Source organism: Rhizobium brockwellii, from assembly GCF_000769405.2.
Taxonomy (GTDB): Bacteria; Pseudomonadota; Alphaproteobacteria; order Rhizobiales; family Rhizobiaceae; genus Rhizobium; species Rhizobium brockwellii.
Genome location: NZ_CP053439.1, coordinates 1 through 23197 on the forward strand (window position 1 = coordinate 1; position 23197 = coordinate 23197).

Here is a 23197-nt window from a genome sequence, read left to right on the forward strand (position 1 = left end):
ATGCAGATGAATACGATGACGACGAGCGGGCTCGACAATGGGGATGCGGCACCGCAGGCGTTCGGCTCCATTCGCCTGGAAGCGGCGGAAGTAAAGGCGGATATGAAGCAGAACGTATTGTTTGAGCGCGTCAGCGCGCGCTTGAAGGCTCAGGTCGGTCAGGATGTCTACGCCAGCTGGTTCGCCCGGCTGAAGCTGCATTCGGTCTCGAAGAGCGTCGTTCGCCTTTCGGTCCCCACGACCTTCCTGAAGTCGTGGATCAACAATCGTTATCTCGATCTCATCACCGGTCTGTTCCAGGCCGAAGATCCGGAAATTCTGAAAATCGAAGTCCTGGTGCGTACGGCGACGCGCCACGGCACGAAGGCGCTCGATGAGGCGGTCGCGCCGGAACCAGCCGCCCCCACGCAGATGCGCCGCCCGGCAAGCGCTCAGCCGGCCGGTCAGGCCGTCCAGCAGGCGGTTTCGGCCGTTGCCGCCGCAAGGCCAGCAAGCTTCGGCTCGCCGCTCTTCGGTTCGCCGCTCGACAGCCGCTTTACCTTCGACACCTTCGTCGAAGGCAGCTCCAACCGGGTAGCACTTGCGGCTGCGAAAACCATCGCGGAAGCTGGTCAGGGCGCCGTGCGCTTCAACCCGCTCTTCATCCATTCGACCGTCGGCCTCGGCAAGACCCACCTGCTGCAGGCTGTCGCCAATGCGGCGGTGCAGAACCCCAGGGCTCTGCGCGTCGTCTATCTGACGGCCGAATATTTCATGTGGCGTTTCGCCACCGCAATCCGCGACAATGATGCGCTGACGCTGAAGGATTCGCTGCGCAACATCGATCTCTTGATCATCGATGACATGCAGTTTCTACAGGGCAAGATGATCCAGCATGAATTCTGCCATCTCCTGAACATGCTGCTCGACAGCGCCAAGCAGGTCGTCGTTGCCGCCGACCGTGCGCCCTGGGAGCTGGAGTCGCTCGACCCCCGCGTCCGCTCGCGCCTGCAGGGCGGCGTCGCGATCGAATTCGACGCGCCGGATTACGAGATGCGTCTCGAAATCCTCAAGCGTCGCCTTGCTGTCGCCCGGCTCGAAGATCCGTCGCTCGAAATTCCCGCCGATTTGCTCCAGCACGTCGCTCGCAACGTCACGGCCAGCGGCCGTGAACTTGAAGGCGCCTTCAACCAGCTGGTCTTCCGCCGCTCCTTCGAGCCGAACCTGTCGATCGAACGCGTCGACGAACTGCTCGCCCATCTCGTCGGCTCCGGCGAACCCCGCCGTGTGCGCATTGAGGATATCCAGCGCATCGTTGCAAGACACTACAATGTCTCGCGCCAGGAACTGGTGTCGAACCGCCGCACCCGCGTCATCGTCAAGCCGCGCCAGATCGCCATGTATCTGTCGAAGACGCTGACGCCACGCTCCTTCCCGGAGATCGGCCGCCGTTTCGGCGGGCGCGATCACACGACCGTGCTGCACGCCGTGCGCAAGATCGAGGAACTGATTTCGGGAGACACCAAGCTTTCGCACGAAGTCGAGCTTCTGAAGCGCCTGATCAACGAATAGTCGATAGGTTTTTCCGAAAAATCCACGGCCGGAAGCGATTCCGGCTGTTTTCCTTTATAAGTTTTTTATTCTATACCTCCCGCGCATCAACTGCATTTCAAAGACTGAAGCGCCAAAACGGCGCGTGGGAGGAATGAATGAGTTTCGAAAAGATCGCCGTTCTCGGCCTGGGCAAGGTCGGACGGCTGGCGGCGACGCTGTTGCATGAAGGCGGCTTCGAGGTCATCGGCGTCGACGCGCAATTGCCGCTGAGCGACGTCCCCTTCAAGTGCCGCACCGGCGATATCTCCGATCCCCAAGTGATCGGCGAACTGCTCTCGAATGTCGAGGCGGTGCTGTCCTGCCTGCCCTATCATTTGAATATCGAATTGGCGCGCGCCGCCCATCTTGCCGGCATTCATTATTTCGATCTGACCGAAGACGTTCCGACCACCAATTTCATCATCGAGCTGTCGAAGACAGCCCGCGGCCTGATGGCGCCGCAATGCGGCCTGGCGCCGGGTTTCGTCGGCATCGTCGGCGCAAGCCTGGCAGACGGCTTCGATCGCTGCCGGTCGATCCGCATGCGCGTCGGCGCCCTGCCGCAGCATCCGACCGGACTGCTCGGCTACGCCTTCAACTGGTCGCCCGAGGGCGTCGTCAACGAATATCTGAACGACTGCGAGGTCATCGAGGGCGGTGTGCGCAAGCTTGTCTCGCCGATGGAATGGCACGAGACCGTCTATGTCGGCGGCGTCAAGCTCGAAGCCTTCACGACGTCCGGCGGCCTTGGCACCATGTGTGACACCATGCTCGGCAAGATCGACAATCTCGATTACAAGACCATGCGTTATCCCGGCCATATGGAGCTGATGAATTTCTTCTTCCACGAGCTGTTGATGCGCGACAAGCGCAAGCTCGCCGGCGAGATCCTGACCAATGCCAAGCCGCCGGTTGACGACGATGTTGTCTATGTCCATGTCGCCGCCGAAGGCACCGAGAATGGCAGCCTGCGCCGCAAGGAATTCGTGCGCGCCTATTACCCGATCGAGATTGCCGGCGCGCGCCGCACGGCGATCGCCTGGACGACGTCAGCCTCCGTCGTCGCTGTCATCGAGATGGTCCGCGACGGCCTGCTGCCGGCGACCGGCTTCCTGCACCAGGAGCATATTCCGCTGGAGATGTTTTTGAAGACGCCGACCGGCAGCCTCTTCAAGGCGGGTGCGACCAGCCACGGCTAAGAAATAGCCTCCGGTGCGGCGGCAATATCAATGCCGCCGCACCGAAAACCAATCCGTCGTATGGGTGTCAGCAGGCGAGATCGGCGACGACGGAATCGAGGATCAGCATTCCGGATGGCGTGCAGCGCAGGCGTGAATTGCCGATCCGCTCGATGAATTTATGTTCGAGCAGGAATTCCTCGCGTTTCGGGTCGAGGTCGCGGCCCGAAAGCTGCTGCCAGCGGGCGAGATCGACACCCTCCCTCAGCCGCAGCCCCATCAGCAGCAGTTCGTCGGACTGTTCTTCGAAGCCGAGCCGCTCCTCGTCGAGAATGCCGTGCCCGTCACGCTCGACCATGTCGAGCCAGGCTTCCGGCTTGCGTTCGGTCGCTGTCGCGAGCTTCTCCGGGCCACGCGTCAGCCGGCCATGGGCGCCCGGGCCGATGCCGGCATAATCGCCGTAGCGCCAGTAGGTCAGGTTATGCCGGCTTTCAGCCCCCGGTCGGGCGTGATTGGAAACCTCATAGGCCGGCATGCCCTCGCGCGCGGTGATCTCCTGCGTCGCCTCGTAGAGCAGTGCCGATTGCTCGCCGTCCGGTACGATCAGCTTGCCGGCCTTGTGCAGGCCGTGGAAGGGCGTGCCTTCCTCGATGGTCAGCTGATAAAGCGAAAGATGGTCGACCGCGTAGGAGATCGCCTCCTTCAGTTCCTTTTCCCATTCCTCGACCGTCTGGTCGGGCCGGGCATAGATCAGGTCGAAGGACATGCGCGGAAAGATATCGCGCGCCAGCCTTATCGCCTTCAGCGCGTCGTCGACATCATGCAGCCGTCCGAGGAATTTCAGATCCCGGTCGTTTAGCGCCTGCACGCCCAGCGAGACGCGGTTGACGCCGGCTGCCCGGTAGCCGCGGAAGCGTTCGGCCTCGACGCTCGAAGGATTGGCCTCCATGGTGATCTCGATGCCATCAGGCACATGCCAGTGCCGCGCAATGCCGTCGAGAATGGCGGAAACCGTTTCCGGCTTCATCAGCGACGGCGTGCCGCCGCCGAGGAAGATGCTCGTCACCGTCTTCGGTCCGCTCATGGATCGGACCGCCGCCATCTCCTTCAGGAAGGCAGCTGTAAAACGCTCCTGATCCACCGGCTGGTGGCGCACATGGCTGTTGAAGTCGCAATAGGGACACTTCGCCGCGCAGAAGGGCCAATGCACATAGACGCCGAAGCCCGGCTCGCCGGTATCGGGCAGCAGGGCCGCGTCGCGCGAGGTGCTTGGCGTGTCGAAATTGTCCACGAACAGACCTTATGCCTCCAGGCAGGTTTCAACAAAGAGTTTGAAGGCGCGGGCACGGTGCGACAGCGCTTGCGGCTTGCCGACGTTCCAGCCGTGTTTTTCCTCGCCGCTCATTTCGCCGAAGGTGATGTCGTAGCCCTCGGGCTGGAAGACCGGGTCGTAGCCGAAGCCCTGCGTGCCGCGCGGCGGCCAGACGACGCTGCCTTTCACCTCGCCGCGAAACAGCTCCGTATGCCCGTCCGGCCAGGCAAGGCAGAGCACGCTGATGAAACGCGCCGTTCGCTGTTCCGGCTTTGTTGCGCCGGCGTCCTGCAGCGCCTTTTCCACCTTCGCCATCGCCATGTCGAAATCGCGCGTGCCGTCGGCCTTCTCCGCCCAATTGGCGGTGTAGACACCGGGATCGCCGCCGAGTGCATCGACCACCAGCCCGGAATCGTCCGACAGAGCCGGCATGCCTGAGGCATTGGCCGAGGCGATCGCCTTGATCGTCGCATTCTCCTCGAAGCTCGTGCCGGTCTCATCCGGCTCGACGAAATTCAGCTCGGCCGCCGATTTGGCGGTGAAGCCGAGCGGCCCGATCAATTCCTGGATCTCGCGGATCTTGCCGGCATTGTGGCTGGCAACGACGATGGTCTTCGTTTCAAGCTTTCGCATTCAGATATCCTGTTCGATGCCCCAGATTTTAGGCTCCGCGCATTCCAGGCTGTTGCCATCAGGATCGCGGAAATAGATCGAGCGGCCGCCGTTCGGCCAGCGCACCTCGGATTCGATCGCAACACCCGCCGCCGTCAGCCGTTCGGCCATGGCATCGATATTGCGGCCGGACACCCGGAAACAGGCATGGCCTTGGCCGCTCGTGCCGTGCGGCGGCACCTGCAGTGCTTCAGGCGCCGGCGGCTTCACCGTTTCCTCGGGATTGAAGATCAGGAGAACGCCGGGGCCACAGCGGAAGAAGACATGCCGGTTGGCGGCGCGGGCGATCTTTTCAAGCCCGAGAACGTCTTCGTAGAACGCCTCGGCCTGATCGAGATCCCGCGCATAGAGCGCCGTTTCCAACATGCCTTCCAGCATGGGGTTCATCCTTCGACGGCTTGCTTCTGCAGCGCCACGAGTTCACCGATGCCGTTTCTGGCAAGCTGCATCAGCGATGTGAATTCGCCCTCGCTGAACGGCGTGCCTTCGGCCGTGCCCTGGATCTCGACGATCCCGCCGGTGCCGGTCATGACGAAGTTCGCATCGGTCTCGGCCGAGGAGTCTTCGATGTAATCGAGATCGATCACCGGCTGGCTGGCGAAGATGCCGCAGGAGATGGCAGCGACGTGATCCTTCAAGACCCGGTCGACCTTGATCATGTTGCGGCTTTCCATCCATTTCAGGCAGTCGTAAAGCGCGATCCAGCCGCCGGTGATCGAGGCTGTGCGCGTGCCGCCATCGGCCTGGATGACGTCGCAATCGAGCGTGATCTGCCGTTCGCCGAGTGCCTGCAAGTCGACGACGGCGCGCAGCGACCGGCCGATCAGCCGCTGGATTTCCTGGGTGCGGCCGCCCTGCTTGCCGGCGGCGGCTTCGCGCTTCATGCGTTCGCCGGTTGCCCGCGGCAGCATGCCGTATTCGGCCGTGACCCAGCCCTTGCCGGTATTGCGCAGCCATGGCGGCGTCTTTTCTTCAAGGCTCGCGGTGCAGAGCACATGCGTATCGCCGAACTTCACCAGGCAGGAGCCTTCCGCATGCTTGGAAAAATTGCGCTCGAACGAGACCTTGCGCATCTGGTCGATTTTTCTGCCTGAAGGCCGCATTCTTATCTCCTGGGGTTTATTTGACCGCTTCTACGATTGGCGGCGCTCATTTGCAAATTCCCTTTTGCCACGGGTGTTAGTTTGACTTACTTTTCGGGAAGTATCATCAGCACGGGTTCGAAAGCTTCATGGGCATCAGGTCGACGTCGGTTTCGGATGCCGTAGCTGCGCTGGACGAGCGCTCCAGGGAAATTTTTCGTCGCATCGTCGAAGGTTATCTGGAAAGCGGTGAGCCGCTCGGTTCGCGCAACCTGTCCCGTATCCTGCCGATGTCGCTGTCGCCGGCCTCGGTGCGCAACGTCATGAGCGATCTCGAAGAGCTCGGACTGATTTATTCGCCGCATGTCAGCGCCGGCCGGTTGCCGACCCAGATCGGTCTGCGCTTCTTCGTCGATGCCTTCATGCAGGTCGGCGACCTCTCGGCCGAGGAACGCGCCAACATCGACCGCCAGGTGCGGGCCGAAAGCGGCGGCAATCCCGTCGAATCGATGATGAACGAGGCAAGCCGCATGTTGTCCGGCATTTCGCGCGGCGCCGGCCTGGTTATCACCTCGAAAAGCGATCCGGTGCTGAAACATGTCGAGTTCATCCGGCTCGAACCGACAAAGGCGCTGGCTGTGCTCGTCGGCGATCATGATCAGGTGGAAAACCGCATCATCGAGCTGCCGGCCGGCGTTACCTCGTCGCAGCTGACCGAGGCGGCGAATTTCCTCAATGCCCATATGTCCGGCCAGACCCTGCCGGAGCTTCGCAAACAGTTAAGCCGGCTGAAGGACGACGTCCGCCACGAGCTCGATGCCCTCTCTCGCGATCTGGTCGAGCGCGGCATTGCTGTGTGGGCCGGCAGCCCGGACGAGGGAAAACCGACGCAGCTGATCATCCGCGGCCGCGCCAACCTGCTCGAAGGCCTCGCCGGCGCCGAGGACCTCGACCGGCTGCGCCTGCTGTTCGACGACCTCGAGAAGAAGGACAGCCTGATCGAGATTCTCAATCTCGCCGAAAGCGGTTCGGGTGTGCGCATCTTCATCGGTTCGGAAAACAAGCTCTTCTCGCTTTCCGGCTCGTCGCTGATCGTCGCGCCCTATCGTGACGACGACGATCGTATCGTCGGCGCCGTCGGCGTCATCGGCCCGACACGGCTCAATTATTCCCGCATCGTGCCGATGGTGGACTATACAGCCCAGCTCGTCTCCCGCCTTTCGCGCAATCAGCTTTGATGCGCAGCTCTCAGTCACGCGGAATTTTCGCTTCTTTGTCACGCAGACTTGATTTTTTTCGGTCAAACCTCGATATCGGGCGCATCTGAAGACACCAACCGGAGACCGTCATGACCGATGACACGACGAAAAACGGACCTGACGCACCTGCGGCCGATGCCGCAGCCGACGCTGCCGCCTACGTCGAGAACGAAACTGCGCAGCAAGAACCCGCCCAGCCGGACCCGATCGAGCTTCTGAAAGCCGAAAACGGCGAACTGCGCGACCGCTATCTGCGCCTTGCCGCCGAGATGGACAATCTGCGCCGCCGCACCGAGCGCGAGGTGAAGGATGCCAAGTCCTATTCCGTCGCGGGTTTCGCGCGCGACATGCTCGCCGTCTCGGACAATCTGCGCCGCGCGCTCGATGCCATCCCTCCGGAGACCAGGGCTGCGGCCGATGCCGGCCTGAGCACCCTGATCGAGGGTGTCGAGATGACCGAGCGCGCCATGCTGTCGGCTCTCGAGCGCCACGGCGTTCGCAAGCTGGAGCCGGTTGGCCAGAAGTTCGATCCGAATTTCCATCAGGCGATGTTCGAGGTGCCGAACCCCGACGTGCCGAACAACACGGTCGTTCAGGTCGTGCAGGCAGGCTTCACCATCGGCGAGCGCGTGCTACGCCCGGCCATGGTCGGCGTTGCCAAGGGCGGCCCGAAGCCGGCCGAAGCCGAAACCAACTCCGTCTTCGACGAGAAAGACGCCTGAGATCGTTTCCTTCCTCCTCGCGAGGAAGGAAACGAAGTTTTAGATGCGGGCGAAGCGTTCGATCAGCAGATCGAAGAAGCCGTCCGCATCGACATAGCGCATGACCCTGGCATTGCGCTTGCGCTCGGTCACGTGCCACCAGTCGACGACCGTCATGCCGACGGTGAGTTCGGACTGAACCTCGATCTCGACATTGCAGTCGCGGCCCTTAAAAAGCTCCGGCTTCAGCAGGTAGGCGACAACGGTCGGGTCGTGCAGCGGCCCGCCGTCGGAACCGTATTTCTCGATGTCGAACCGCTCGAAGAATTCCAGCATCTCGACCATGGCCTTTGCCGGTGCCGTGCCGATCTCGGCCATGCGCTTCACCCGGTCCTTGCGGGTCAGCAATTGATGCGTCACGTCAAGCGGCATCATCACGATCGGAACGCCTGAGCGGAAGACGATATCGGCCGCCTCTGGGTCGACATAGATGTTGAATTCGGCCGCCGGCGTGATGTTGCCGCCCTCGAAGAAGCCGCCGCCCATCATCACCAGCTCACGGATGCGGGGGACGATGTCGGGCGCCTTCTGGAAGGCCATGCCGATATTGGTGAGCGGCCCGAGCGTGCACAGCGTCACCGTGCCTTCCGGCTCTCGGCGCAGCGTCTCGATGATGAAGTCGACGGCATGGCCGGGCTGCAGCGCCATCGTCGGCTCGCTGAGTTCCGGACCGTCGAGACCGGTCTTGCCGTGCACATGTTCGGCCGTCACCAGCTTGCGGGCGATCGGCGCGGCGGCGCCGGCGAAAACCTTCGTCTCCGTCCGTCCGCAGAGCTCGCAGACGATGCGCGCATTGCGGCTGGTGAGCGACAGCGGCACGTTGCCGGCGACCGTGGTGATCCCCAAAACCTCCAGCTCATCGGGACTGCCGAAGGCAAGCATGATGGCGGCCGCGTCGTCCTGGCCGGGATCCGTATCGATGATGATCTTTCTTGCGCTTGCCATTCCGATCGTTCCATCCTCGCACTGCGTGTTATCGGGGTATGCACCGATTTCTTCACGTCCCGTCACAAATCAACACATTCCGCGCGGGCACGTTTTGATGCGAGGCAGCAGACGCTTTGTCAAGGAAAGAGCCTGACGCCACCGCCTTAAATTGAGAGGCCGACGCCGGCACGTCGCGTCCCATGCCTTGCAGCGCCGGGCTCCTCTCCCCATATTGGCGGCATCCGGATGCTGCCGTTAAGGTCCGGGATGGTCGCTTGCATCAAGGACTTGAAAAGAGATGAGCCGCATTACCCCTTTCGCCAGCCCGCTCCTTCTGGGCTTCGATGCCATGGAAAAGACGCTGGAGCGCATTTCCAAGGCGAGCGACGGATATCCGCCCTATAATATCGAACGCATCGGCGCCGACAGCGGCGCCCCGGAACGCCTGCGCATCACCCTTGCCGTGGCCGGCTTCAGCGAGGAGGAACTCGATGTCTCCATTGAGGAGAACCAGCTTCTGATCCGCGGCCGCCAGGTCGAACAGGGCGAGCGGGACTATCTCTATCGCGGCATCGCCGCCCGCCAGTTCCAGCGCACCTTCGTGCTTGCCGACGGCATGCAGGTCCTCGGTGCGGCCCTGAAGAACGGTCTGCTCTCCGTCGATCTAATTCGTCCGGAACCTGCGCGAATGGTCAAGAAAATTAACATTTCGGTCTCACAGTAGCACAACGGTTTGTCGAACCGTTGGTCCCTTCTCCCGGAGGAACAGGAATGTTGATGAAAGAAGCCACGTCTCACTTGACCAAATCGGAGCTTGCCCACATCGGCAACGGCGAGGTCGCCTATATCAGAAAAATGCGGACCGATGAGGTCGCCAAGTGCTTTCCCGAGGCGCCGGATATCGATCCGACCGTCGATCTCTGGGCACTCTTCGGCGCCGACGGCACGCCGATCCTTTTGACGGACAACCGTTCCAGCACCTTCTTCAAGGCTGCCGAGGACGAATTGAAGACGGTCAGCCTGCACTGACCGTCAAATACCGTCTGTCGCGTTTCACTGCTTGCGGTGCGCGGTCGTTCTATTCGAATTTCGCTGCGGTCGGGACGGATGTCGCGACATGTGCGCGTAGCCATCCTTCAGGTAGGCCAGTTGACGCTTGATTGAGATCTTCTGTGCGTGACGGGCTCTCTTACGCGAACCGGACCGCCGTTCTCGCGCGCGCCTTTGCCGCTACCTCCTCGCGATCACGAGGAGGTTGAGACGTTTCCAGCGAATCGAGCAGCTCGCGGGCGCATGCTGCGATCGAACTGACCGCGTGCTCGAATGCGAGCTCATTGCGCTTCGACGGTTTGGTCGCTCCGCTCACTTTGCGCACGAACTGGAGCGCGGCATCGTGGATCTCCTCATCCGTCGCTGGCGGATCGAAATTGAACAGGGGTTTTATATTTCGGCACATGACTTGCTCCCGGTCATTGTCTCTCTTCCATCTGAGAGGAGGGTGGCCAGCACGGAAAATAGTCGCGCGAGCGTTAATGGCAACCGGTCCACGGCAGAACTCTACGCGTCGCAAGGCAGGGTGCAGCGCCTTCAGTTTGGTCTGTTGTCGTTGTGGGCTTTGGAACCGGATCATTTCGGATCGAATCGACCTGAAATCTGAATGCGTCTCTTCATCAGAAGCTGCCGTGTGGCGACGTCCCCTTTGCGCCGCCAATAGCGCTCATCTGTTCGAAACCGGTGCCTTTTCATGCTACAGACGAGCGCCTGTATTCCGCATTGGCTTGTTCATGGTCGGCGACGAAAGGAGCTTGCATTGAACCAATCGCACCGATTTCCATTTTACACACAACGCCCGAGAGACGATGGATGCGGGGTCTTTGTCCTGCAGATGCTCACCGGCATGAGCTACGACGAGGTGGCAGCCATGATCGATTGGGGCGACGAATCGGCGCATTATACAACCTGGAACGACCTTTGCGGCGTGTTGGCGGAGATCGGATTGTCTGTCGAAGCCCCGATCAAAACCAGTCGATGGAGCGATATCCAGGGGGTCGCCATCGTCCACGTTCAGGGGGATCACTTCATGCTTTACGACGCGGAAAACGGTCTGTTCTATGATCCAGCAGAGATGGAAGGTCCAGGGGTGGCCAGCGATCGCGTTCCAACCAGCTATCTCACCGTATATCCACCGGCGCTAACCACCGCTACACTCAGGTAAGCCATCCTTCGGCACGGAAATCCGTCAGGCCAGCGTCCAGCGCGCTGAGGAACATCATGGCGCGTTCGCCCGACCCGGCTGAGCCTCAGACCTTCCTGAAGGTCAGATAGGCCGAAGACCGGCCCTCGCGCCGCGCCTTGGCCTCGTAACGTGTGCTCGGCCAGCCCTCATAGGGGGTCAGCCAATCCGCTGCATTGTCGGCCATCCAGTCGAAACCGCCATGGTCGCGGCATTTGATCAGCGTCCAGTTCACATAGGTATCGATGTCGGAGGCGAAGCAGAACAGGCCGCCGGGCTTCAGCACGCGGTGAAAGCGGTCGAGATTGGTTTTCGAGACGAAACGCCGCTTCCAGTGCTTCCGCTTCGGCCAGGGATCGGGATAGAGCAGATCGATCTGGTCGAGTGAGCCGTCCGGCAGCCAGTCGAGCAGCTGCGTCGCGTCGTCATTATAGACGCGGATATTGGAGGCACCCGTCTCGCCGATGCGCGACAGCAGCTTCTGCATGGAATTGACGAAGGGTTCGACACCGATGAAGCCGGTCGAAGGCGTCTCCAGCGCGCGGTGGATCAGATGCTCGCCGCCGCCGAAACCGATTTCCAGCCGCAATCTTTCGACCGGAACCGGGAAGAGGGATGTCAGCGGCTCCGGGGGAGCCGCCGAGAGATCGATCAGGAATGCCGGCAGGAGACTGTTCAGCGTCTCGGCCTGCTGTTCGCGCAGGGCCTTGCCCTTGCGGCGACCGAAGAAGGCTTCGGTCGCCCGGCCGCGGCGTTCCATATCCGTCATGCTTTATCTCAGGCCTTCACGCTTTCCTTGAGCGCCTTCACGAGGTCGGTGCGCTCCCAGGAGAACGAGCCGTCGCGGCCGGCCTTGCGGCCGAAATGGCCGTAAGCGGAGGTCTTGGCATAGATCGGCTTGTTGAGGTCGAGATGGCGGCGGATACCGGTCGGCGAAAGGTCCATATTTTTGCGGATAGCTGCTTCGATCTGATCCTCGGTGACCTTGCCGGTGCCGTGCAGGTCGACATAGATCGACAGCGGCTGGGCGACGCCGATCGCGTAGGAAATCTGGATCGTGCAACGGTCGGCAAGGCCGGCAGCAACGACGTTCTTGGCAAGGTAACGGGCGGCATAGGCGGCCGAACGGTCGACCTTCGTCGTGTCCTTGCCGGAGAATGCGCCGCCGCCATGCGGAGCGGCACCGCCGTAGGTGTCGACGATGATCTTGCGGCCGGTGAGGCCCGCATCGCCGTCCGGTCCGCCGATGACGAACTTGCCGGTCGGGTTGATGTACCACTTGCAATCGTCGGCGATCTTCAGTTCGCCGAGCGCTTCGCGGATATAGGGCTCGACGACGGCGCGAACCTTCTTCGAATCCCAGCTCTCGTCGAGATGCTGGGTCGAAAGCACGATCGAGGTCGCTTCCGAAGGCTTGCCGTCGACGTAACGCACGGTCACCTGGCTCTTGGCGTCGGGGCCGAGCTTGGCGACTTCGCCGTCGCCCTTCTTGCGGGCAACTGCGAGCAGCTGCAGGATCTTGTGGGAATAATAGATCGGGGCCGGCATCAGGTCCGGCGTTTCGCGGCAGGCATAACCGAACATGATGCCCTGGTCGCCGGCACCCTCGTCGCCCTGCTGGTCGGCGGCGCTGTCGACGCCCTGAGCGATGTCGGCCGACTGCGAGTGCAGGAGCACGTCGATCTTTGCCTTCTTCCAGTGGAAGCCGTCCTGCTCGTAGCCGATATCCTTGATGGCGCGGCGGGCGGCGGCCTTGAACTTCGAAGGATTGATGACGTCCTTGCCGTCCTTGTCCTTCTTCATCAGGCTCGGCGGCAGGCGGACCTCACCGGCGATGACGACGCGGTTGGTCGTCGCCAGCGTCTCGCAGGCAATGCGCACGCCCCATGGGTTGACGCCGGTCTTGGCCGCTTCGCGGTAGACCAGATCGACGATCTCGTCGGAGATGCGGTCACAGACCTTGTCCGGATGACCTTCGGCAACAGATTCGCTGGTAAAGAGATAATTCGCGCGCATTTCGGGATTCCCCTCAAAGAACAAAAGCCAGCTAGTAGGTACTCAGTTCGAGGGCCGATGACAAGCGCAGAAGGACATAAATATATCTTTATATCTGCGGCAAAGTGACAAATTTTGCCCCAAAAACGCAAAAAAGGCGGCCTTTCGACCGCCTTTCGAATTCTGCGCTGGGTCTTGGTTCAGTCGGCGTCGGCTTCTGCGGCCAAGGCTTTCACCAGCTCTACGACCTTCCGGCGAACCTTAGGATCGGAAATCTTGACGAAGGCGCGGTTGAGCTGCAGGCCCTCCGAGGAAGACAGGAAATCGACGACGTAGTTCGAGCTGGAGGTTTCCATGCCGCCGCCGGCATTGGAATGTTCGCCGGGCGCGTCCTCGAAGAAAAACGACACTGGAACATTGAGAATGTTCGAGATGTTCTGCAGACGGCTTGCGCCGACGCGGTTGGTGCCCTTTTCGTATTTCTGGATCTGCTGGAAGGTGATGCCAAGGCTTTCGCCAAGCTTTTCCTGGCTCATGCCCAGCATCGTACGGCGGAGACGAATACGGCTGCCAACATGGATGTCGATCGGATTCGGCTTCTTCTTGTTTTCAATCATGGTCGTGCCCTAGCTAAGAATTTCAACTGTTTCTAACCGGCATGCCCCTGATCCATCCCAAAACGCCACGTTGCAAGCGGTGAGGAACCCACCTTCGAACATACGTTAAGAACGCCGATTGCCATCACTATGCAATTTTAGGGGTTTTTGGTCAATTCAACCCGGAAATAAAACCTCTGCGAGAAATTAGCGCAATCAAAATCAGCAGCGCCTCGGTCAACCAGAAGTATGTTTGCCGGGGGATTGTCGTTCCAAGTCCCGCACCGATGCTATCGAGCGTTGCATCGACGAAGCCGGTTTCTCCAAGATCGAGCCCCGCAATAATTTCCCCATGCGCATTCACCAGCGCTGAAATGCCGCTATTGGCGTCGCGAATCAACGGCAGGCCGGTTTCGACAGCCCGGACCCGCGCCTGCTGGAAATGCTGGTAGGGGCCGGGGGTTGCGCCGAACCAGGCATCATTGGTGATATTGAGGATCGCGTTGGCGTCTTTAATGTCACCGGTCATTTCACCGGGAAAAATGATCTCGTAGCAGATCAGCGGATAGAGATTGAGCCCGCCGGGCAGCGCCAGCAGATGCCGGCTTGCCGCGGCCGAAAAGCCCCCCGGCATCTCCACGACGTTCTGGATGCCGAATTCGGTGAGCACGTCCTCGAAGGGCAGGTACTCGCCGAAGGGCACCAGATGCACCTTGTCGGAGGCGGCGATGATCTGTCCGCGGCCGTCGATCACGTAGATGGAATTATAGTAGCGCGGCGGCGTACCCGGTCCCATCTCCTCGGCGCGTACAGCGCCGGCAATCAGGATCTGATTGTCGTCGAGCGTATCGGCAATCCGCGTCAGCGCATCCTGGTTGTCGGTCAGGATGAAGGGGATCGAGGTTTCCGGCCAGACGATGATATCGGGTTTGCGCCCGCCATTCTTCGGCGCTTCGGTCGACAGCTTCAGATGCGTCTCGAAGATCGCGGCGCGGTCGACGTCGTTATCCATCTTCGCCGCCTGGTCGATCGCCGGCTGCACCAGCCGCACTACCGGCCGCTTGTCTTCAGGCAATGTGTCCGGCCGCGGCGCGAGATGGAGGGCATAGGCACCATAACCGAGATGGGCGGCAAAGAGCAGGACGGCGAGCGCGATGCCCGGCCGTGCCCCTTGCGACGTCCCGGCAAGGGCAGGCGCGGAAAAGACGAAGACGGCAAGGGCCGTCACGCCCATCGCCCCGATCAGATGCGCCGACTGCATCATCAGCGGAACCGGCATCATGCCGTAGCCGATGGCGTTCCAGGGAAAGCCGGTGAGGATTACGCTTCGAAGCCATTCCATCAGCCCGAAGCCTGCCGCAAGCGCGGCGATCCGCCCCATGCCGTCAGACCAGAAGATGCGGGCAAGGGCGGCCGCCAGCCCGTAGAAGACCGCAAGACAAGCCGGCAACCCGAGGATTGCCAGCGGCAGCGCCCAAGCGAATTCTTCCTGATCGACCAGCAGCGCATGGCCAACCCACCAGAGGCCGGCGACGAAATAGCCGAAACCGAACAGCCAGCCGGTGGCAAACGCCGGCCACAGCCTGCCGATCAGGCCGCTATCAGGCGAAGCCGCTGCCCCGTCGATCAGCCAGACGAGCAGCGTGAAGGAAACGAACATCGCCGCGAAAAAGCCGATAGGCGGCAGCGCCAGCACCGCGAACGCCCCGGCGGCGATGGCCAGCAGCGACCGTTTGAAACCCCAGACGAGGATAACCCTGTCCGCAAGCCGCTCCATGCGCACTCCCATCAAACCGCGAATCAACCCATTCGCAGTCTTTCAAAAAAGCGGCTCTTTGTCCCGTCAGTTGGGGCCGGTCAGTTGGCGGTCGATTCCGCCGGCCGGTCGTCGCCGGGAGCAGCGTCACCATCCGCCTTGGCGCGACGGCGGATCGCGTGGCGCTTGCGGGTGATGCGCAGCCGCTTGATGCGGCGCGGATCGGCGTCGAGGATGTGAAATTCGAAGCCCGGCAGCGCCTGGACGACCTCGCCGCGCACTGGGATGCGGCCGAGTGCTGAGAAGATCAGGCCGCCCAGCGTATCGACCTCGTCGACCTGCTCGCTGATGTCGAAATCCGGCCCGATCGCCTGGGCGATCTCTTCGAGCTCGACGCGGGCGTCGGCGACGAACATGTCCTCGGCGACGCGCTTGAACATCACCTCTTCGTCGTCATGTTCGTCATCGATGTCGCCGACCACCATTTCGACGATGTCTTCATGCGAGGCAAGCCCGTCGGTGCCGCCATACTCGTCGATGACGAGCGCCATCTGCGTGCGGTTCACCTGCATGCGGCGCAACAGGTCGGACGCCAGCATCGACGGCGGCACGAACAGGATCTTGCGGACGATGCCGGCCTCGGCCAGCGTCTTTTGCAGGTCGACCCGGGCGAGATCGAAATTCGGCTTGGCCGAACGCGTGGTCTTGTGGATGTTTTCGGGCGCGACCTCGATAGCCGGCACGGCAGCGGCCGGCTTCGCCGGGCCGCGGCGCTTGTTGCGCGCCTGCTTGGCGACGTAGGAGAGCAGGTCGCGGATATGCACCATGCCGCGCGGATCGTCGAGCGTATCGGCATAGACAGGCATGCGCGAGCGGCCGGATTCCTCGAAGAGGATCATCAACTCGCCGATGGTGATGTTCTGGTCGACCGCCTCGATATCGGCGCGCGGCACCATCACGTCGGCGACGCGCACCTCGCGAAAACGCAGGATGTTGTTGAGCATCGCCCGTTCGTCGGGCGAAAAGGCGTCGTCGCCGGCCGCATCGGTCATCAGCGCGTCGGCGAGATCCTCGCGCAATCGCGAACCCTGCTGCGGGCGAAGGATGCGCGCGGCGCGCGACCAGAAGGATTGCGATCGGCCGGATGGCCGACTACTACTGCCTGCCTCGTCGGAAGAGGAGGATGGCTCGGAGTCCTTGGCGTCTGCCGCCGGCTTCGTCGTAAAGTCGCTCATGGTTCCATTTTAAGGTCTTGACCCTCGTAGGGATCAGATAGGCCGAGCTGGGCCAAAATGCGAGTCTCCAGCCCCTCCATAATTTCGGCTTCGGCACTATTCATATGGTCGTAGCCGAGAAGATGCAAGAAACCGTGCACCAGAAGATGGGTCAGGTGGTCGTCGAAACTCTTTTCGAGTTCGGCCGCTTCCCGCTCCAGCGTCTCCCGGGCGATGATGATGTCGCCGAGCATCGGGCCGGGCATCTTGCCGGGCTGAACCGGAAAGGCCGGAAAGGAGAGCACGTTGGTGGCCTTGTCCTTGCCGCGCCATTCCGCATTGATGTCCTGGATCGAGGCATCGTCGGTAAAAACAAGCGAAACCTCGGGCGGCATCGTCGGGAAGGGCTGCTTCTCGCTGTCGCTGAGATAGACCACTGCCGCGCCGAGTACGCGTTCGCAAAACGACAGCAGCGTCTCCTCGCCGGGCCAGCCGATGTCCTCGACGCTGATCTGGATGTCGAGTTCGGCCATTAGCCCTGCCGGCTGACGTCTTCGGCGACGGCATACGTCGAATCATAGGCCCTGACGATGCGCCCGACTAGCGGGTGGCGGACGACGTCGGTATCCGTGAAGCGCACGATCGAGATGCCCTCGACGCCGTTCAGAAGCTGCAAGGCCTCGACGAGGCCAGATTTGACGCCGCGCGGCAGATCGATCTGGCTCGGGTCGCCGGTGACGATCATGCGGGCATTTTCGCCGAGACGCGTCAGGAACATCTTCATCTGCATCGAGGTGGTGTTCTGCGCTTCGTCGAGGATGATGGCGGCGTTGGCGAGTGTGCGGCCGCGCATGAAGGCGAGCGGCGCGATTTCGATGACGCCGGCAGTGATCGCCCGGTCGACCTTGTCGGCGGGGATCATGTCGTAGAGTGCATCATAGAGCGGTCGAAGATAGGGGTCGACCTTTTCCTTCATGTCCCCGGGCAGGAAGCCCAGGCGCTCGCCGGCCTCGACGGCCGGGCGCGACAGGATGATCTTTTCGACAGCGCCGCGCTCCAGGAGCTGGGCGGCATGGGCGACGGCGAGATAGGTCTTGCCGGTGCCGGCCGGGCCGACGCCGAAGACGAGCTCGGCGCGTTCCAGCGCCCTGATATAGGCGTCCTGCGTCGGCGTGCGGGCGATGATCGTCTTCTTGCGCGTGGACACCTGGGCCATCGTCAGCTTGGCTTTGCGCTCCATGGTCGGCAGGCTGAGCTGATCGTCGGCGGCGACCGCCATGCGGATTGCACCCTCGACGTCCGATCGTTCCACGCTGCCGCCTTTCTGAAGTTTTTCATAGAGATAGTCGAGCGTGCGCCGCGCCTGGTTGGTGGTCACGACATCGCCGGTGATGACGACCGAATTGCCGCGTGCCCGCGCATCGATGTTCAGCCGTTGTTCGAGCAGCTTGAGGTTCTGGTCGAATTGACCGAAGAGCTCGCTGGCGAAGCGGTTGTTCTCGAACGTCAGGACGAAGTGATTGGTATCGCTCGGCGTGCGGGGGTGGCGCGGTGAAGAAGAAACCAATTCTTGTCCGTTCAAGCGGTCGGGCTCCTTGGGTTAAACCGCAGCCTCTGCGCGTTCCGCAAACAGGCTGTTTGTTCCGGTTCCTGTGATTCGCACTTTGATAATGTCACCGATTTGCGATGCTTTTGCATCAACATTCACGGATTGAAGCCAGGGAGAACGTCCGATTAGTTGTTCCGGCATGCGACCGGGCTTTTCGAGCAACAGGTCGATCTCTTTGCCGATGCAGGATTCGGCAAATTCCTGCTGCTGCTTCAGAAGAAGCATTTGCAGGCGTTCCAGCCGTTCTGCCTTGATCTCTTCCGGCACCTGGTCCTTCAGCTCCGCGCCGGGCGTGCCCGGCCGCGTCGAGTATTTGAACGAGAAGGCCTGTGCATAACGGACCTCCTCCACAAGTCTCAATGTATCCTTAAAATCCTCATCTGTCTCCCCCGGAAAGCCGGTGATGAAATCGCCCGACAGCGCGATGTCGGGCCGCACCGTGCGGATGCGCTCGATCAGCGTCAGATATTCGGCGGCCGTATGGCGCCGGTTCATCGCTTTCAGGATGCGGTCCGAGCCCGATTGCACCGGCAGGTGCAGATAGGGCATCAGTGCGCTCAGGTCGCGATGGGCATTGATCAGCCGGTCGTCCATGTCGCGCGGATGGCTTGTGGTATAACGCAGCCGCGCCAGGCCAGGGATCTCGGCCAGCCGGTAGAGCAGGTCACCGAGGCTCCATGCCTCACCCCGCGGCCCGGCGCCGTGCCAGGCGTTGACGTTCTGCCCGAGCAGGGTGATCTCGCGCACCCCGCTGTCGGCGAGCTTTTCGGCTTCCTCGACGATCTGGGAAACCGGCCGCGACACTTCCGAGCCGCGTGTATAGGGCACGACACAGAAGGTGCAGAATTTGTCGCAGCCCTCCTGCACCGTCAGGAAGGCGGTGACGCCGCGGGCGCGGATCCTTCGGCTCTCGGCGATCGGCAGATGCTCGAACTTGTCCTCGATCGCGTATTCGGTATCGACGACGCGCTGGCCTTGTTTGGCCAAGCGTAGCGCCTCCGGCAGGCGATGATAGGTCTGCGGGCCGATGACGACGTCGACGGCGGGTGCGCGGCGCAGGATCTCCTCGCCTTCGGCCTGGGCGACGCAACCGGCAACGCCGATCATCATCTCCCGTCCGTCCGCCGCCTTCTTCTTTTTCATCTCGCGCAGCCGCCCGAGCGCCGAATAGACCTTCTCGGCGGCCTTCTCGCGGATATGGCAGGTATTGAGGAGAACGAGGTCCGCCTCTTCCATATCTTCAGTCGGCTCGTAGCCGTCGCGGGCGAGCGCATCGCTCATGCGCATGGAATCGTAGACGTTCATCTGACAGCCATAGGTCTTGATGAAGACCTTACGGCTGTTGCTGCCGTCGCGGAGGCTGTCGCTCGGAATTGCCTCGGGGGCCTGGAGAAGGGCGCTGTCCTGTGTCATGGCGCGCTATTTAGTGGTTTTTGCCGCCGGAGAAAATCGAAATCTTGTTCTAGAGCCTTTCCTGGTCAGATTGCAGCATTCTGTTGGCTCAAACTGAGTCGAATGCTCGACCGGCCGGCGCGCGTCGTAGCCAAGCTCTACGGCCAAGCCGGCCGATCGAGCAGGCGGCCCGTTTCAGCCAACCCGAAGGGCCGGGCATCTTTGCGCCAGGGCAGAGGCGATCGGCTCGGACGTACCAAAAGGTATGCCCTTCGCCAATCGCCTCTGCCCTGACAAAAACCTGCTCCGGCAGAATGCTGCAATCTGACCAGGAAAGGTTCTAGGAGATTTCCCGCCCGCGCAGGCGGCTGTTCAGGAGGTTGCGGATGCGCAAGGCGATCGTCGCGCTCACCTCCTTGCGGCTGGTCTCGGCGCAGTAATCCACCGCCTCGCCGAAGGAAACTTCGGCGTCGATGGCGCCGCAGCGCACGATGTCGATGAGATGCGGCAAGAGGTCGAGATCCCCTGGCCAGGCCGCGAGCCGCCGATGATAACGCCCCATGGCGATGCCGTGCACCCTGGTATAGGCAACCGCCACCGGCTGCACCACGACCGTTCCCGTCGGCGAATAAGGCACCGCCATCGCGGCGGCGCCGAACAGCGAGGACTTGACCTCGAGCAGCCGGTTGCCGTCCGAGGTCGTGCCTTCGGGGAAGAGCACGACGATCTCACCGTCGGCCATGCGCCCGGCGATCTCGTTTGCCTGATGGCCGGTCTTGCGCCTTTCCTCGCGTACGACGAAGACGCTCTTCTGCAGCTTGGCGAGCGTGCCGAAGATCGGCCAGTCGCGTACCTCGATCTTGGCGATGAAGACGACGTCGGCAACGGCCGACATCACCATGATATCCAGCCAGGAGGAATGGTTGGAGCAGAGCATCAGCGGCCGGCGATCTTCCAGCTTGCCCGTGACGCGGACGCGGATGCCGAGGCAATAGCAGACGATCCGGTGCCAGGTGCGCGGAAGCCTGCGGCGCAGCCGCCAGTCGAACCGCAGCGCCAGTACCTGCAGCGGTATGAGCACGATGCTGACGGCGAGGATAACGACCGCGGCGAAGGCGATGCGCAGCCAGGCGATCAAATGCTGGTCTCCCGGGCTGCCATTGCTTCAGAGATCTTCTTTCTTCAGCGGAACGCCGTAGAGCTCGAGGCGGTGGTCGACCAGCCGGAAGCCGTGCTCGCGGGCGATGCGCTCCTGCAGCGCTTCGATCTCCGGCGAGCGGAATTCGATGACCGTACCGGTCTTCAGGTCGATAAGATGGTCGTGATGTTCTTCCGGCACTGTTTCATAGCGCGAGCGTCCGTCGCGGAAGTCGTGGCGGGCGATGATGCCGGCATCCTCGAACAGTTTCACGGTGCGATAGACGGTCGAGATCGAGATCTTCGCATCGACTTTCACCGAGCGGCGGTAGAGTTCTTCGACGTCGGGATGGTCTTCCGAGTCTTCCAGGATGCGCGCGATAACGCGGCGCTGCTCGGTCATGCGCATGCCGCGTTCGGTGCAAAGCTCCTCAAGGGTCTTGGCTACATCAGTCATCGCCGGCCTATAGAGATATTCGTGTTTCGACAACGCCGCACGGCATTTGCGCCGGCCTGCATGTTATCTCGCTGCCAGGGAACTACCGAAGAACGCGCTTCATGACAAGCGCCGTGGAGAGGGCGCCGTTTTCTTGTTTGTAATAACCCTGACGTTCGCCGACCTTTTCGAAGCCGAGCTTGCGGTAGAGGCCAAGCGCTGCCGTATTGCCGTTATCGACCTCAAGAAACATGCTCTCGCCGCCGCGCGACCGCGCTTCCCGCATCGCCGCCTGCATCAGCCGCCAGCCAAGCCCGGCACGGGCGACCTTCGCCTGCACGGCAATGGTCAGGATCTCCGCCTCGCCGGCGACATGGCGGGCAAGAATGAACCCCGGAAGCGGCTTTTTCAGGATGGCATTGGTCTGGCGCGCGACGAAGCCGAAGACGGTATCCTGCATCAGCAGGCCGTGAAATTCACCGTCGCCCCAGGGCCGGGCGAAGCGCTCGCCGTGCAGGACGGCGACATCGCGGCAATCTTCGCGCTCCATGGCGATGATCTCGAATTCCGGTTTCAGCGTCAGATAGGCTTCCAGCATCGTCATACTCGTCGCGCAATTGCGTACCCGGCCTGCGGCTTGGCATCGGGTCCGCGCAGATAAAGGGGCTTCGGCTTTCCGGAATCGGGGGAGGCGGCAGCGCCCAGGCGCGCCACGATGGAGATCGGGAATCTGTTGGTGTGATCGCCGCCGGCGTCGGCCTTCAGGAGGGGCGTCGCCGAACCGGTAATCTCGCCGTCGAAGCCGGCAGCAAAAGCCTGCGCTTCCGCAACGCTGACTGCCCGTGGCGCGTCGAGGGGCGAACCGTCGGCTGCGAAGGATTGAAGATAAATTTCGTCCCGCTTGGCATCCATCGCCGCCAGCACGGCGCGATGAGGCGTCTTGTCGCGCTGGGCTGATGCCATGACTTCGAGCGTGGTGATGCCGACGGCCGGCACATTGAGGGAAAGCGCAAAACCGCGGGCTGCGGCAACACCGACGCGGATACCGGTAAAGGAGCCGGGACCGATGGTGACGGCAAGGCGGTCGACATCCGAAAGGGCCAGTCCCGCCTGATCGAGTGCGCGATCGACGATACCAATCAGATGTTCAGCATGCCCCTTGCCGATCATGTCCGATGCCTCCCCCAGCACCGTATTCCTGCCGCTGTCATAGACGGCGGCAGCGCAGTCCACACCCGCCGTGTCGAGCGCCAGAATGATCATGCCATCAATTTCCGAATAAACCAGTGTCGCCTATCGATAAATCCGTTCGGCCGAACCCGAGATGAACGGCCGGACGAATTTAGGATTTTTAAGCGGCAATCACTTCCTCCACTTCCGGAACGAAATGGCGCAGCAGGTTCTGCACGCCGTGCTTCAGCGTTGCCGTCGAAGACGGGCAGCCGGCGCAGGAACCCTTCATGTTCAGATAGACCTTGCCGTCCTTGAAGCCGCGGAAGGTGATGTCGCCGCCGTCCTGGGCAACGGCCGGGCGCACGCGGGTCTCCAGAAGCTCCTTGATGGTCAGCACGATCGATTCATCGCCTTCGTCGAAGAATTCGTCGCCGGCATCGGCGTCTTCGGAAAGGATGGAGGCATCGCCCATGACCGGCTTGCCGGACATGAAGTGCTCCATGATCGAGCCTAATATAGCCGGCTTAAGATGTTGCCAGTCGGCATTGTCCTTGGAGACGGAAATGAAATCATAGCCGAAATAGACGCCGGTGACGCCTGATATTTCGAACAGGCGGGCGGCGAGGGGCGAAGCTTGAGCCTCCTCTGTGCTGCGGAACTCGGCCGTGCCGTTTTCCATCACCACCTTGCCCGGCAGGAACTTCTGCGTGGCGGGATTCGGCGTGGCTTCGGTCTGAATGAACATCTGGTTCTCCATGCGGCCGGCCCATGGTTTCGGCCGTCTTTAGAATTCTTCAAAAGAAGATAAGCCGATTGACGGCTCTAATCAAGAGACTTGTACTCAAGAAATGCTGGAACAGGATGATTTTTAGGCCCAGTCGGTCTAAAATCAG

The 23197-nt window shown here is 61.7% G+C and carries 26 protein-coding genes; 7 read left to right on the plus strand and 19 right to left on the minus strand.

The window, feature by feature from the left end; translation table 11 throughout:
* Positions 1-1551 (plus strand): chromosomal replication initiator protein DnaA, encoded by a 1551-nt coding sequence (gene dnaA / locus RLCC275e_RS00005; protein WP_033181289.1) that lies wholly within the window; start codon positions 1-3, stop codon positions 1549-1551.
* Between the two features lie 137 nt (positions 1552-1688).
* A complete protein-coding gene (locus tag RLCC275e_RS00010) occupies positions 1689-2771 on the plus strand; it encodes a saccharopine dehydrogenase family protein (protein ID WP_033181290.1) in 1083 nt (360 codons plus the stop codon).
* A 67-nt stretch (positions 2772-2838) separates the two neighbouring features.
* Here the strand turns inward: RLCC275e_RS00010 and hemW are convergent, their stop codons facing one another.
* From hemW to rph, 4 genes are read right to left on the minus strand one after another with little or no spacing between them, the layout of a single operon-like run.
* Positions 2839-4041 carry a radical SAM family heme chaperone HemW gene (hemW, locus tag RLCC275e_RS00015; protein WP_033181291.1) on the minus strand — a complete coding sequence of 401 codons (1203 nt, stop codon included), beginning with the start codon at positions 4039-4041 and terminating at the stop codon, positions 2839-2841.
* Positions 4042-4050: 9 nt separating this feature from the next.
* On the minus strand, positions 4051-4695 hold the full coding sequence (gene rdgB, locus RLCC275e_RS00020) for an RdgB/HAM1 family non-canonical purine NTP pyrophosphatase (protein ID WP_033181292.1): 645 nt from the start codon (positions 4693-4695) through the stop codon (positions 4051-4053).
* Complete coding sequence (locus RLCC275e_RS00025; RefSeq protein ID WP_033181293.1) at positions 4696-5121, minus strand: VOC family protein; 426 nt, start codon at positions 5119-5121, stop codon at positions 4696-4698.
* Positions 5118-5837 (minus strand): ribonuclease PH, encoded by a 720-nt coding sequence (gene rph / locus RLCC275e_RS00030; protein WP_017958689.1) that lies wholly within the window; start codon positions 5835-5837, stop codon positions 5118-5120. Before rph ends, RLCC275e_RS00025 begins: the two co-directional genes overlap by 4 nt.
* A gap of 128 nt (positions 5838-5965) precedes the next feature.
* Here rph and hrcA point away from each other — a divergent pair, with 128 nt between their 5' ends.
* Together hrcA and grpE are read left to right on the plus strand one after the other, a co-directional pair.
* Positions 5966-7054 carry a heat-inducible transcriptional repressor HrcA gene (gene hrcA, locus RLCC275e_RS00035; protein ID WP_003556035.1) on the plus strand — a complete coding sequence of 363 codons (1089 nt, stop codon included), beginning with the start codon at positions 5966-5968 and terminating at the stop codon, positions 7052-7054.
* Between the two features lie 110 nt (positions 7055-7164).
* Positions 7165-7797 (plus strand): nucleotide exchange factor GrpE, encoded by a 633-nt coding sequence (gene grpE, locus RLCC275e_RS00040; protein ID WP_003556036.1) that lies wholly within the window; start codon positions 7165-7167, stop codon positions 7795-7797.
* Positions 7798-7836: 39 nt separating this feature from the next.
* On the opposite strand, the gene RLCC275e_RS00045 is transcribed toward grpE, so the two are convergent.
* Positions 7837-8781: a nucleoside hydrolase gene (locus RLCC275e_RS00045; protein ID WP_033181294.1), complete on the minus strand. Its 945-nt coding sequence runs from the start codon at positions 8779-8781 to the stop codon at positions 7837-7839.
* Positions 8782-9061: 280 nt separating this feature from the next.
* Here RLCC275e_RS00045 and RLCC275e_RS00050 point away from each other — a divergent pair, with 280 nt between their 5' ends.
* Both RLCC275e_RS00050 and RLCC275e_RS00055 read left to right on the plus strand, forming a co-directional pair.
* A complete protein-coding gene (locus RLCC275e_RS00050; RefSeq protein WP_012755762.1) occupies positions 9062-9487 on the plus strand; it encodes an Hsp20 family protein in 426 nt (141 codons plus the stop codon).
* A 47-nt stretch (positions 9488-9534) separates the two neighbouring features.
* Positions 9535-9792 (plus strand): BQ00720 family protein, encoded by a 258-nt coding sequence (locus RLCC275e_RS00055; protein WP_003556039.1) that lies wholly within the window; start codon positions 9535-9537, stop codon positions 9790-9792.
* A gap of 160 nt (positions 9793-9952) precedes the next feature.
* Here the strand turns inward: RLCC275e_RS00055 and RLCC275e_RS00060 are convergent, their stop codons facing one another.
* Positions 9953-10219 (minus strand): DUF2277 domain-containing protein, encoded by a 267-nt coding sequence (locus RLCC275e_RS00060; RefSeq protein ID WP_017995848.1) that lies wholly within the window; start codon positions 10217-10219, stop codon positions 9953-9955.
* Positions 10220-10573: 354 nt separating this feature from the next.
* Between RLCC275e_RS00060 and RLCC275e_RS00065 the strand changes: the two genes are divergently transcribed.
* A complete protein-coding gene (locus RLCC275e_RS00065; protein WP_082229758.1) occupies positions 10574-10978 on the plus strand; it encodes a hypothetical protein in 405 nt (134 codons plus the stop codon).
* 85 nt (positions 10979-11063) lie between these two features.
* Here the strand turns inward: RLCC275e_RS00065 and trmB are convergent, their stop codons facing one another.
* The 13 genes from trmB to RLCC275e_RS00130 all read right to left on the minus strand — a co-directional run bounded on the left by trmB (position 11064) and on the right by RLCC275e_RS00130 (position 23049).
* Positions 11064-11765, minus strand: a complete 702-nt coding sequence (gene trmB / locus RLCC275e_RS00070; RefSeq protein ID WP_033181296.1) for a tRNA (guanine(46)-N(7))-methyltransferase TrmB — start codon at positions 11763-11765, stop codon at positions 11064-11066.
* A gap of 8 nt (positions 11766-11773) precedes the next feature.
* A complete protein-coding gene (metK, locus tag RLCC275e_RS00075) occupies positions 11774-13012 on the minus strand; it encodes a methionine adenosyltransferase (RefSeq protein ID WP_003544852.1) in 1239 nt (412 codons plus the stop codon).
* Positions 13013-13191: 179 nt separating this feature from the next.
* Positions 13192-13608: a helix-turn-helix domain-containing protein gene (locus RLCC275e_RS00080; RefSeq protein ID WP_003556045.1), complete on the minus strand. Its 417-nt coding sequence runs from the start codon at positions 13606-13608 to the stop codon at positions 13192-13194.
* Positions 13609-13759: 151 nt separating this feature from the next.
* Complete coding sequence (gene lnt, locus RLCC275e_RS00085; RefSeq protein ID WP_033181297.1) at positions 13760-15364, minus strand: apolipoprotein N-acyltransferase; 1605 nt, start codon at positions 15362-15364, stop codon at positions 13760-13762.
* An 80-nt stretch (positions 15365-15444) separates the two neighbouring features.
* Positions 15445-16578: a hemolysin family protein gene (locus RLCC275e_RS00090; protein ID WP_033181298.1), complete on the minus strand. Its 1134-nt coding sequence runs from the start codon at positions 16576-16578 to the stop codon at positions 15445-15447.
* Positions 16575-17090, minus strand: a complete 516-nt coding sequence (gene ybeY, locus RLCC275e_RS00095; protein WP_027682000.1) for an rRNA maturation RNase YbeY — start codon at positions 17088-17090, stop codon at positions 16575-16577. Before ybeY ends, RLCC275e_RS00090 begins: the two co-directional genes overlap by 4 nt.
* The gene (locus tag RLCC275e_RS00100; protein ID WP_033181299.1) at positions 17090-18139 is read right to left on the minus strand and encodes a PhoH family protein; all 1050 of its coding nucleotides are present in this window, start codon (positions 18137-18139) and stop codon (positions 17090-17092) included. The genes ybeY and RLCC275e_RS00100 overlap by 1 nt, the downstream gene beginning before the upstream one ends.
* Positions 18140-18157: 18 nt before the next feature.
* Positions 18158-19579 (minus strand): tRNA (N6-isopentenyl adenosine(37)-C2)-methylthiotransferase MiaB, encoded by a 1422-nt coding sequence (miaB, locus tag RLCC275e_RS00105; protein WP_033181300.1) that lies wholly within the window; start codon positions 19577-19579, stop codon positions 18158-18160.
* A 319-nt stretch (positions 19580-19898) separates the two neighbouring features.
* Positions 19899-20696 (minus strand): lyso-ornithine lipid O-acyltransferase, encoded by a 798-nt coding sequence (gene olsA / locus RLCC275e_RS00110; RefSeq protein WP_033181301.1) that lies wholly within the window; start codon positions 20694-20696, stop codon positions 19899-19901.
* A 27-nt stretch (positions 20697-20723) separates the two neighbouring features.
* The gene (locus tag RLCC275e_RS00115; RefSeq protein WP_003544875.1) at positions 20724-21152 is read right to left on the minus strand and encodes a Fur family transcriptional regulator; all 429 of its coding nucleotides are present in this window, start codon (positions 21150-21152) and stop codon (positions 20724-20726) included.
* Between the two features lie 82 nt (positions 21153-21234).
* Positions 21235-21735, minus strand: a complete 501-nt coding sequence (locus RLCC275e_RS00120; protein ID WP_003556053.1) for a GNAT family N-acetyltransferase — start codon at positions 21733-21735, stop codon at positions 21235-21237.
* Complete coding sequence (gene tsaB, locus RLCC275e_RS00125) at positions 21732-22394, minus strand: tRNA (adenosine(37)-N6)-threonylcarbamoyltransferase complex dimerization subunit type 1 TsaB (RefSeq protein WP_003556054.1); 663 nt, start codon at positions 22392-22394, stop codon at positions 21732-21734. Before tsaB ends, RLCC275e_RS00120 begins: the two co-directional genes overlap by 4 nt.
* Positions 22395-22482: 88 nt before the next feature.
* Positions 22483-23049 carry a NifU family protein gene (locus RLCC275e_RS00130; protein ID WP_003556055.1) on the minus strand — a complete coding sequence of 189 codons (567 nt, stop codon included), beginning with the start codon at positions 23047-23049 and terminating at the stop codon, positions 22483-22485.
* Positions 23050-23197: the final 148 nt, after the last annotated feature.

What these genes read in the sequence shown, in the direction of transcription:
- dnaA (WP_033181289.1), top strand. Translation starts at nt 1, where the DNA reads ATGCAGATGAATACGATGACGACGAGCGGGCTCGACAATGGGGATGCG.
- RLCC275e_RS00010 (WP_033181290.1), top strand. Translation starts at nt 1,689, where the DNA reads ATGAGTTTCGAAAAGATCGCCGTTCTCGGCCTGGGCAAGGTCGGACGG.
- rdgB (WP_033181292.1), bottom strand. Translation starts at nt 4,695, where the DNA reads ATGCGAAAGCTTGAAACGAAGACCATCGTCGTTGCCAGCCACAATGCC.
- RLCC275e_RS00025 (WP_033181293.1), bottom strand. Translation starts at nt 5,121, where the DNA reads ATGAACCCCATGCTGGAAGGCATGTTGGAAACGGCGCTCTATGCGCGG.
- rph (WP_017958689.1), bottom strand. Translation starts at nt 5,837, where the DNA reads ATGCGGCCTTCAGGCAGAAAAATCGACCAGATGCGCAAGGTCTCGTTC.
- hrcA (WP_003556035.1), top strand. Translation starts at nt 5,966, where the DNA reads ATGGGCATCAGGTCGACGTCGGTTTCGGATGCCGTAGCTGCGCTGGAC.
- grpE (WP_003556036.1), top strand. Translation starts at nt 7,165, where the DNA reads ATGACCGATGACACGACGAAAAACGGACCTGACGCACCTGCGGCCGAT.
- RLCC275e_RS00045 (WP_033181294.1), bottom strand. Translation starts at nt 8,781, where the DNA reads ATGGCAAGCGCAAGAAAGATCATCATCGATACGGATCCCGGCCAGGAC.
- RLCC275e_RS00050 (WP_012755762.1), top strand. Translation starts at nt 9,062, where the DNA reads ATGAGCCGCATTACCCCTTTCGCCAGCCCGCTCCTTCTGGGCTTCGAT.
- RLCC275e_RS00055 (WP_003556039.1), top strand. Translation starts at nt 9,535, where the DNA reads ATGTTGATGAAAGAAGCCACGTCTCACTTGACCAAATCGGAGCTTGCC.
- RLCC275e_RS00060 (WP_017995848.1), bottom strand. Translation starts at nt 10,219, where the DNA reads ATGTGCCGAAATATAAAACCCCTGTTCAATTTCGATCCGCCAGCGACG.
- trmB (WP_033181296.1), bottom strand. Translation starts at nt 11,765, where the DNA reads ATGACGGATATGGAACGCCGCGGCCGGGCGACCGAAGCCTTCTTCGGT.
- metK (WP_003544852.1), bottom strand. Translation starts at nt 13,012, where the DNA reads ATGCGCGCGAATTATCTCTTTACCAGCGAATCTGTTGCCGAAGGTCAT.
- RLCC275e_RS00080 (WP_003556045.1), bottom strand. Translation starts at nt 13,608, where the DNA reads ATGATTGAAAACAAGAAGAAGCCGAATCCGATCGACATCCATGTTGGC.
- lnt (WP_033181297.1), bottom strand. Translation starts at nt 15,364, where the DNA reads ATGGAGCGGCTTGCGGACAGGGTTATCCTCGTCTGGGGTTTCAAACGG.
- RLCC275e_RS00090 (WP_033181298.1), bottom strand. Translation starts at nt 16,578, where the DNA reads ATGAGCGACTTTACGACGAAGCCGGCGGCAGACGCCAAGGACTCCGAG.
- ybeY (WP_027682000.1), bottom strand. Translation starts at nt 17,090, where the DNA reads ATGGCCGAACTCGACATCCAGATCAGCGTCGAGGACATCGGCTGGCCC.
- miaB (WP_033181300.1), bottom strand. Translation starts at nt 19,579, where the DNA reads ATGACACAGGACAGCGCCCTTCTCCAGGCCCCCGAGGCAATTCCGAGC.
- RLCC275e_RS00115 (WP_003544875.1), bottom strand. Translation starts at nt 21,152, where the DNA reads ATGACTGATGTAGCCAAGACCCTTGAGGAGCTTTGCACCGAACGCGGC.
- RLCC275e_RS00120 (WP_003556053.1), bottom strand. Translation starts at nt 21,735, where the DNA reads ATGACGATGCTGGAAGCCTATCTGACGCTGAAACCGGAATTCGAGATC.
- tsaB (WP_003556054.1), bottom strand. Translation starts at nt 22,394, where the DNA reads ATGATCATTCTGGCGCTCGACACGGCGGGTGTGGACTGCGCTGCCGCC.
- RLCC275e_RS00130 (WP_003556055.1), bottom strand. Translation starts at nt 23,049, where the DNA reads ATGTTCATTCAGACCGAAGCCACGCCGAATCCCGCCACGCAGAAGTTC.